The organism is Shigella sp. FC1967 (assembly GCF_001743005.1).
Classification (GTDB): domain Bacteria; phylum Pseudomonadota; class Gammaproteobacteria; order Enterobacterales; family Enterobacteriaceae; genus Proteus.
The window spans coordinates 1-6,453 of sequence record NZ_MIIZ01000607.1 but is presented as its reverse complement, the minus strand read 5'-3'; the positions used below and the strand labels follow the sequence as shown (position 1 = coordinate 6,453).

At 40.0% G+C, this 6,453-nt stretch carries 4 protein-coding genes and 2 pseudogenes; 1 reads left to right on the top strand and 5 read right to left on the bottom strand.

All coding sequences use genetic code 11. The features are described from left to right. Positions 1-92 precede the first annotated feature (92 nt). Positions 93-737: a YchE family NAAT transporter gene (locus BHE89_RS06940; protein ID WP_069368981.1), complete on the top strand. Its 645-nt coding sequence runs from the start codon at positions 93-95 to the stop codon at positions 735-737. A 103-nt stretch (positions 738-840) separates the two neighbouring features. On the opposite strand, the gene BHE89_RS06935 is transcribed toward BHE89_RS06940, so the two are convergent. From BHE89_RS06935 to BHE89_RS06915, 5 genes and pseudogenes are all read right to left on the bottom strand, one after another. Next, positions 841-1,557: an ABC transporter ATP-binding protein gene (locus tag BHE89_RS06935; protein ID WP_409565628.1), complete on the bottom strand. Its 717-nt coding sequence runs from the start codon at positions 1,555-1,557 to the stop codon at positions 841-843. Next, complete coding sequence (locus BHE89_RS06930; RefSeq protein WP_069368983.1) at positions 1,544-2,380, bottom strand: ABC transporter ATP-binding protein; 837 nt, start codon at positions 2,378-2,380, stop codon at positions 1,544-1,546. The genes BHE89_RS06935 and BHE89_RS06930 overlap by 14 nt, the downstream gene beginning before the upstream one ends. Next, positions 2,373-3,204: pseudogene (locus BHE89_RS06925) on the bottom strand (ABC transporter permease). The gene BHE89_RS06930 and the pseudogene BHE89_RS06925 overlap by 8 nt, the downstream one beginning before the upstream one ends. After that, the gene (locus BHE89_RS06920) at positions 3,204-4,247 is read right to left on the bottom strand and encodes an ABC transporter permease (RefSeq protein WP_069368985.1); all 1,044 of its coding nucleotides are present in this window, start codon (positions 4,245-4,247) and stop codon (positions 3,204-3,206) included. The pseudogene BHE89_RS06925 and the gene BHE89_RS06920 overlap by 1 nt, the downstream one beginning before the upstream one ends. An 85-nt stretch (positions 4,248-4,332) precedes the next feature. Continuing rightward, positions 4,333-5,899 (bottom strand): annotated as a pseudogene (locus BHE89_RS06915) (ABC transporter substrate-binding protein). Positions 5,900-6,453 lie beyond the last annotated feature (554 nt).

The following is a 6,453-nucleotide window of genomic DNA, read 5'->3' as shown; positions in this document are numbered from 1 at the left end:
GGTTTATTGATTTAAAGTAACGCGCATTTTTTGGAGTTACTCTATCTTTTATAGAATAATTCGCATGTTTATTAGCCAAGAAGGGGCTTTTCATGGAGTCACTGCTGGATTTATCCGGTTATATTAAATTTTTTGTCGGTCTTTTTGCGATTGTAAACCCAATTGGTATTTTGCCAGTCTTTATCAGTATGACAAGTTATCAAACTGATGCAGGGCGCAATAAAACAAACTTAATTGCGAATGGCTCCGTTGCAATTATTTTGGTTTCTTCTCTATTAATCGGTGATTCTATACTGAGTATTTTCGGTATCTCTATCGATTCGTTTCGTATAGCAGGGGGAATGCTGATTGTGACTATTGCGATGACCATGATAAATGGACGTTTAGGAGAAGATAAGCAAAATAACCAAGAACGAAACGAATCCGCAGTACGTAATAGTGTTGCTGTTGTACCTTTAGCATTACCATTGATGGCAGGGCCTGGGGCGATCAGTTCTTGTATTGTCTGGAGCTCTCGTTGGGAAGGTTTTACTAACTTTTTAGGATTAGCTGCAACCAGTCTCTTTTTTGCATTTTGTTGTTGGTTGCTGTTTCGTAGTGCAACGCTATTAGTGAAATATTTAGGGCAAACTGGCATTAACGTAGTTACTCGTATAATGGGCTTATTATTAATGTCGTTAGGTATTGAATTTATTGTGACGGGATTGCGTTCTATTTTCCCCGGCTTGTTAGCTTAAACACAGCGCAGAACAATTAAAAAACGGTACAATACTCTTAGAAAGAGCAGTATTAATAACGTAATACTGCTCGGATCTCTTCTTTTATCTATTCTCGTTTATTTCAATCAAGACGATGTATCCCTTTTGATAACGCATCTCGATCATAATGTTGTGTTAGTTCACCATTTTCCATTAATGCCGCTCTATCTGACATATGTGCAATGACATCCGCGTCATGGCTGACTAATAAGTATGTCATATGGTGTTCCTTTTTCAGCGTGTTAAGCAGATTTAAGATCTCGGCTTGTACTGACATATCTAGTGCTGAAGTTGGCTCATCTAAAAGCAATAATTGAGGTTGTAATAAAAGTGCTCTTGCAATGGCAACACGTTGACGTTGCCCACCAGAAAGTTGATGAGGATAACGGCTTGTTACATCCGCAGGTAAACCAACTTGGGCTAATGCTTGTTCAATCGTACTTTTATTAAAAGGAATTTGATGGATTTTTAAAGGCTCAGAAAACGCACGTTCAATACGGTGTTGAGGGTGTAAAGAAGCGTAGGGATCTTGAAACACCATCTGTATATTACGGCGTAGCGCTCCTTGAAAACGTTGTTGTGGTTTAATGGTTTGCCCTAAAAGCGATATATCACCTTGCCAATGCGACAATAATCCGGCAATCACTCGTAAAACAGTCGATTTTCCACAACCAGAACGACCTATTAAGCTAAAGGTTTCACCTTGTTGAACATGTAAATTTATCCCTTTTACAACGTGCTTTGCTTGTTTACCTTGCTCAAATTGAACATGTAAATCATGAATATCAATTAGCATGATGCAGCCCCTTGAAATTAAGCGTTCTATCTAATACGGGCAATTGAGTGCCATAAGTGCTTGCACTCGGTCTGCATGTCCAAAGTGTACGAGTATAAGGATGCGTGGCAGTTGGCAACGCTTTGGCATTGAGTTCGTCAACTTGTTCACCTTGGTACATCACCATCACACGTTCGCAATATTCAGCAACAAGAGGCAAATCATGGCTAATTAGCAATAAGCCCATGTTACGTTGTTCACACTGTGTGGTGATCAGTTCAAGAATTTGATGACGAAGCTGAGCATCAAGTGCAGATGTTGGTTCATCAGCAATTAAAATAGTAGGGTTATTAATTAGTGCAATAGCTATCATTGCTCGTTGCCCCATACCACCTGATAATTCACCGGGATAGCGATAAATATTCTGTTCAGGTAAGCCAACAGACAGCAGTGTATCGATGATAAGTTGGCGTCTATCTTGGCGCGAAAGTTTTTGATGCTGTTTTACGGTTTCTTCTACTTGTTGATAAATCGTTTTTACAGGATTTAAGGCATAACGAGGATCTTGTAATACCATTGAAATCGTATTACCTCGAATGTTATTCCATTGGCGAGATGAGAAATTCAATAGATTATTTCCCTGCAAGTTTAATTTATCTGCGCTGACTTTTCCCGGTTGACGAACTAATCCCATTAATGCACGAGCAGTCATTGATTTGCCTGAGCCTGATTCACCGACAACGGCGAGACGTTCTTGACCTAAAGTGAAGGAGACATTGTTGACTACTCTTGCCTTAGGGAAATCGATACAAAGATTATTGACCTCAATTAATGGTGTTTTATTCATGGGTATCTCCCAATACATCCCGTAGCCCATCACCCAATAAATTAAATGCCAGACTGCTGATTAAAATTGCTGTACCCGGAATAGCGGCAACCCACCACTGATCAAAAATAACGGGCATACCTTCTGCGATCATTGCTCCCCATTCTGCCATGGGGGGGGCGTGCGCCTAATCCAAGAAATCCCAATCCTGCAGCAGCGAGGATAATTACCGCTAAATTCAGCGCTAAACGTACAATGGCTGAAGGTAAGCATAGCGGTAAAATATGTCCCCATAACAGTCGTAGACCTTTAATTCCCATCATTTCAGCCGCAGCAAGATAATCACTATTGCGTAAATGCTGAATTTCACTGCGTGATTGTCGCGCATAAGCAGGCCATGCCGTTAACGCTAAGGCTAATGCACCATTGAGCAGACCAGGGCCTAACATTGCAACAAAGGCGAAAGCGAGAATAAGAGAAGGCATTGACATCACAATATCGGTGAAGCGCATTAAAATACGTTCAGTCCAACCACCGTAATATCCAGATAAAATCCCAATGAATAATCCCAAAGGTAGCGTAATAATTGCCACCAGTCCCACTAAACCTAACATTGGACGAGTTCCATAGATAAGGCGAGAAAGAATATCACGTCCATAATTATCGGTGCCTAGCCAATGTTCAGCATTGGGGGCTAACAGACGTTGAGCAGCATGTTGCCAATTGGGATCATAAGGGGCTAACCAAGGTGCAAAAATCGCAATAATTAATAACAAGATAAGTAACGATAAACCGATAAATGTGGAAGGCGAACGCGCTATTTTTCTTAAAAATGAGTGTGACATTAGCGGAGCCTCGGATCAGTCAAACGAATAACGATATCGGTCATATTATTAATAAAGACAAAGCATAAGCCGATAATTAAAGTGCCGCCCATAATGGCTGTGGTATCGCCTGCAAAAAGCGCCGTAGTAAGATATCGACCAATTCCAGGCCAAGAAAAGACGGTTTCTGTCAATACAGCACCTTCTAACATCCCCGTATAAGATAGGGCGATAATGGTCATTAAAACACCGCGAATATTAGGTAGTACGTGATAAAAAAGAATACGCAACTCACCAATGCCTTTTGCTCTTGCTAACGTGACATACTCTTTATTCATTTCGTTTAAGCAGGCTGATCGAGTCAAACGAGTGATAGAAGCAAGGGCAAAATAAGCTAATAGGGATACGGGTAAAATCAGATGTGATAATGCATTAAAAAAAGCATCTTTATCGCCCGCTAATAAGGTATCAATTAAGGCAAAACCCGTGATAGGCTCAATGGTGAATTGATAGATATCGTCTAATCGCCCAGGACCAGCCGTCCATTGTAATGTGGCATAGAAGATCAATAGCAAAATCAAACCTAGCCAGAAAATAGGGACTGAGCTACCTAATAACGTTAGGATCCGCAAAATAAAATCAAAGGGGGTTCCCACAAACCGCGCACATAAAACACCAAATAAAATCCCGAGACTGGCACCAATCAGTAAGGCAACCGTTGCTAATTCTAATGTAGCGGGGAAAGTCGCTAATAAATCATCAAGTACGGGCTGACCTGTTGATGTTGCTGTACCTAAATGTCCTTGTAGCAATGCTTCCACATAGTGAAAGAACTGCATATAGATAGGTAAATCCAATCCTAATTCATGTTTTACTTGGTTATAGGTTTCAAGGCTTGCGTGATCACCGACAATTTGTAAGACAGGATCGACAGGTGAAAGTGCAGAAAGCGTAAAAGTGATGACAAGAAGGCCGAGAAGAGTCAGCACCAGTGTCAGTATTCCTTGCGCAAAGGTAATTAACTGACCTTTTAGACGAAAAGGTAACGTCATAGCAGTATTCATACAGCAATAGCCTAGTGAAATGGCAAAAAATAGACCATCCACGGTATCATGACTGTGGATGGTTTCAGAAAAAATATTACTAATATTACTTAGTTACTTTGTCATAATAGACCATATCTGCATTCAGGCCTTGCGCATAACCTTTGACGTTATCGCGCATGACGATTTGGTTTTTACCTTGATCGATAAATACATAAGGTGAACTACGTTGTAACTCTTTTTGCATTTCTGTATAGAGCGATTGACGTTTTGTTTTGTCTGCTTCATTAAGTGCAGTCAATGTTTGCTGACTTAATTCAGGAATATTCCAGCCATTTAACCAAGCGACCGTATTGGATTGTCCATCATTATAAGCAAAGGCACTGGCATTTGAGTGTGCATCAAAATAATCAGGGATCCAAAAGCGGATCGCTGCTTGATGTTGTTTCGCGCGCACACGGCTATACACTTGGCTACCTGCTGCTGGTAATAAATCGACTTGCACACCCGCTTGAGCAAAGCTTGCTTGAATAGATTGCGCCACAGTGATGTAAGGGACTTTATTTTCGACATCTAACGTAAAGCGTGCATTGGTGATCCCTGCTTTGGCTAAAATTTCTTTGGCTTTTTCGGGATCAAAAGTGAATGGATTATCTTTTAGTGCACCGGGCAAACCTACGGGTAAAAAGCTTTGATGAATAAAATACTGACCACGCATTAAATCTTCAGTAATACCTTTGTAGTCAATTAAATAACGAGATGCTTCCCAAAATGCGGGATTACTCAGTACAGGGTTTCCGCTGGCAGTATTAAAAGCCATATAAACCTGTTCTGCCGAAGGGATATCTAAAATTTGGATCCCAGCCTTGCCTGCTAACGCGGCTGTTTGATCGGTACCCAGTTCACGGGCAATATCTGCGTCACCTTTTTCAATCAACAAGCGGCGTGATGCTGGGTCGGGCACGTTTTTAATAATAATATTCGCCATTTTAGGCGCGCCAGTTGGTGATAGCGGGTTTGCTTCTAACACAATAGCCTGACGTGGTTGATAAGCGCGCATTTTGTATGCACCGCTTCCTGCTGAATTCATTTTCAGCCAGCTATTACCAAAGTCATTATTTTTAATGTGAGCAGAAACCAGTTTTTCATCAACAATAGAAGCAATTGGGGTTGAAAGAATATTTAGCACAACATCAGGGCTGACATCGGCAGTCCAACGTACTTCCAATTCGTTATCACTGACTTTTTTTTAGTAACGAATGAATGTTATCCGCTTTCCAACCCAAAACATTTAGAATAAAGGCGGGGGATTTATTCATGGTGATCGCACGCTGATAAGAGAAAATAATATCTTCAGGGCGAACAGCGTTACCTGATGCAAATTTTGCATCTGGCTTAATTTTAAATACGATTGTTTTTTGTTCAGGGTTAGCTTGCCAACTTTCAACTAAAATCGGCTCATTTATTTCAGGGTTATCACGATTAGGTTGAACAATACGCTGATACAAACTAGGAACGGTTTGAATACTAGACAGTTCATTACTTTCTGCGGGGTCAAGACTGACAATATCATCAAGCCCTTGTACCACAATTAATGTATTAGCTGGTGTTGCTGCAAATGCAGGTACGGAAAGGGCACCTACAACGAATAATGATAATAATTTTGCTTTCATGAGACGCTCCCTGAAACGGTATAGCTAAAGTCGTTATGTCAATAACTTATTAGTTATTACTTTGTGAAATTAACTTAGGCAAAACGTGACCAATGCGCAAAGTTTTAATTACGCTTACATATAACACTTCGTTATAAGCAATCATGATTAATTATGGTGGAAGAATAATTAACCGCAAGAGCATGATGATGAAATACTCGCAATCATTGGTAACGGTATGGTAGGACATCGTTATATCGAGAAGGGACATTAACAACACAAAAAGTCGTTGTTGGTCAATTACGTCAACTAACAGAGATGGCAGAAACCATGAAAAGCCCCGTTTTGATGATTGTGGGAGAGGTCGTCAAACTGAATGAGAAGCTACAATGGTTTCAATCAAAATCAGCTAACTAGCTGAAAAAATTGAGGGTATCATTTTAAAACTAAATACCTCTTTAATATCCGATATGTATATTAAAGAGTTTTTTTATCTAACATATAGAAATATAAATGAAAAATGGCCTAATTCTATTTCAACTAAAAATTTAGACTAATTTTTAAAAACAAATAAT